Below are 2132 nucleotides of genomic sequence, written 5' to 3'. Positions count from 1 at the left end.
CGGGGGCTCCCCGCTACCGCCTATGGAACCGGGGATCATCGCGCTGGCGCCGTAACGCTCAGCCAATCTACGGTGCATTGATGTTGCATGGGCCGCCGATGCCGCACGCCGCGCTGCACCATTTGATCAGCGACACCGTTGCCCTCACGCCCGGCGTCAAATGGTCGATCTGTGTTCGAGACGCTGCCGGCGGCCAACTGGCACACCACAATCCCGACGCGTCCATGGAGACTGCCAGTGTCGGAAAGCTATTGCTATTGGCCCAAGTCGCGCGGCAGTGCGACGAGGGCTCGGTGGACCGTGACGAATTGCTGGATCGCAATCTCGTGGCGTACGTTGCCGATTCGGGTATCTGGCAGCATCTGAAAGCTCAGCAGTTGTGCATTTACGACCTGTGCGTGTTGGTGGCCGCGGTCAGCGATAACCTCGCCACCAACGTGTTGCTGAACCGGGTGGGTCTGAACAGCGTCCAAGAACTCTGTGGGGCCATCGGTTTCGTCAGGACCGCTCTGCTTGATGGTGTTCGGGACCATCGTGGGCCCGACGACGCGTGGACGTTGTCGGTGGGTTCGGCTGCTGAGTTGTCCGATTTCATGTGTCGCCTGGCTGCCAGGCGGCTGATATCGCGGTCGGTGTCGGACCAGTTGGGCGCGTGGCTGGCAACAGGTGTGGATCTGTCGATGGTGGCTTCGGCGTTCGGCCTCGATCCACTGGCGCACACCGAGTCGGATCGCGGGTTCTCCATCCGCAACAAGACCGGAACCGACGCGGCTGTCCGAGCCGACGTGGGCATCGTTGAACGCAACGGCACCTCGTTCTCGTATGCCGTCCTTGCCAACTGGGACGCCGCCGGGCCGGATCTGCGTGACTCGGTGCTCGCGGGAATGCGCTCGATCGGTGAGTTGCTCAGAGACCTTCTGCTAGAGGAATCCTGAATCCGGCGGGTTGGTGGTCGTTGTCATCAGGCCCGGCGGGACGGCAGCAGCCGACGGCCTCAGTCAAAGCGGTCTGCTTCGTGGAAGGCGGCCTGCGTTCCGGAAAGGTGCGTCCACGCCAAGCCGAAAAGTGGTGTGAGGACTGCGATTAACAGCGCCGCCGAAGCCACCCCGAGGTGCCCGGTTGCGAGCGCCACGATCCCTACCATGAGACCAATCACCCAAATGGCGGCGACGGCGACACCGACCGCGTTGAAGTCGGAGACGTTCGAATTCTCAGCGGGACGCTCGGATCTCAGCGGCTGGGTCAGCATTGTGGCCATGACTACTCCCAATTGGGGCCGAATAGCATGAGTCGCTTGACCCGAAACACGCGACGAGATGTCGGTTTCCCGATGTCGTGTTCGCCTAAACGCAACAGCCTGGTCGAACACCATTCGACGATTTGGGTTGCTGGACGCATCAGCCGGTGAATGCGCGCATCGGCTCGCGATCAAGGGGCGAGCCCACCGAGGCGCCGATACCGTTGGTGCCGCCGGTCATCCAGCCCGCTACCAACACCGTGACCGCCACTATCCCCGGCTGGCGCCTTCCCCGACTGTAGCCAGCCGTGCCCTGCTCCAACCCGGTTGACGCAGACGAGCGAGTACCGCGTCATCCGAATCCAAGTAGCTCACTACTGCATCTCGCGCCGTCGATTTGGTTGAGGCTCGGGCTTAAGAAGCTCGCTTAGCTCAGTTTCGTCCAGTCGGCCCACGGGCCTCGCGTCTGGGGAGGTGGCTCGACATGTCGTATGTCATTGCGGCGCCGCAGTTCATGGCGGCGGCAGCAGCAGATTTGGCAACGATTGGCTCGGCGCTCGAGATGGCCGACCGGTTGGCGGCATCCCCTATCCTTGCCATAGCCCCTGCGGCGGCCGATGAGGTTTCGGCGGGGATCGCGCAGCTGTTCTCCGAGCATGCCCACGACTATCGGGCATTGGCCACGCGGGCGGCCGCGGTGCATGAGCAGTTCCTGAGCACTCTGACCGCTGGCGCCAATGCCTATGCCACTGCCGAGTCGTTCAGCGTCGAACAGCTGGTGTTGGGACTGATCAACGCCCCAACCCAGTTGCTGCTGGGGCGCCAGCTGATAGGTAATGGAACCAGTGGGGCGGCCGGCACTGGGCAGGCCGGCGGGGCCGGCGGGATCTTGTGG

Annotated in this window: 3 protein-coding genes; 2 read left to right on the top strand and 1 reads right to left on the bottom strand. The window is 63.5% G+C overall.

The window, feature by feature from the left end; all coding sequences use genetic code 11:
- The first annotated feature begins 80 nt into the window (after positions 1 to 80).
- Complete coding sequence (locus AO501_RS13825) at positions 81 to 935, top strand: serine hydrolase (RefSeq protein WP_082658618.1); 855 nt, start codon at positions 81 to 83, stop codon at positions 933 to 935.
- 59 nt (positions 936 to 994) lie between these two features.
- On the opposite strand, the gene AO501_RS13820 is transcribed toward AO501_RS13825, so the two are convergent.
- Positions 995 to 1258, bottom strand: a complete 264-nt coding sequence (locus tag AO501_RS13820) for a hypothetical protein (RefSeq protein ID WP_055578265.1) — start codon at positions 1256 to 1258, stop codon at positions 995 to 997.
- A gap of 463 nt (positions 1259 to 1721) precedes the next feature.
- On the opposite strand from AO501_RS13820, the gene AO501_RS13815 reads away from it, so the two are divergent.
- Positions 1722 to 2132: PE family protein (locus AO501_RS13815; RefSeq protein WP_082658617.1), on the top strand; the 411-nt coding region annotated here is incomplete at its 3' end.

The sequence above is a fragment of the Mycobacterium gordonae genome (assembly GCF_001417955.2).
In the GTDB taxonomy this organism is placed as follows: domain Bacteria; phylum Actinomycetota; class Actinomycetes; order Mycobacteriales; family Mycobacteriaceae; genus Mycobacterium; species Mycobacterium gordonae_B.
Note: the sequence above shows the minus strand (reverse complement) of the source record. Positions and strands in the feature narration are given on the sequence as shown.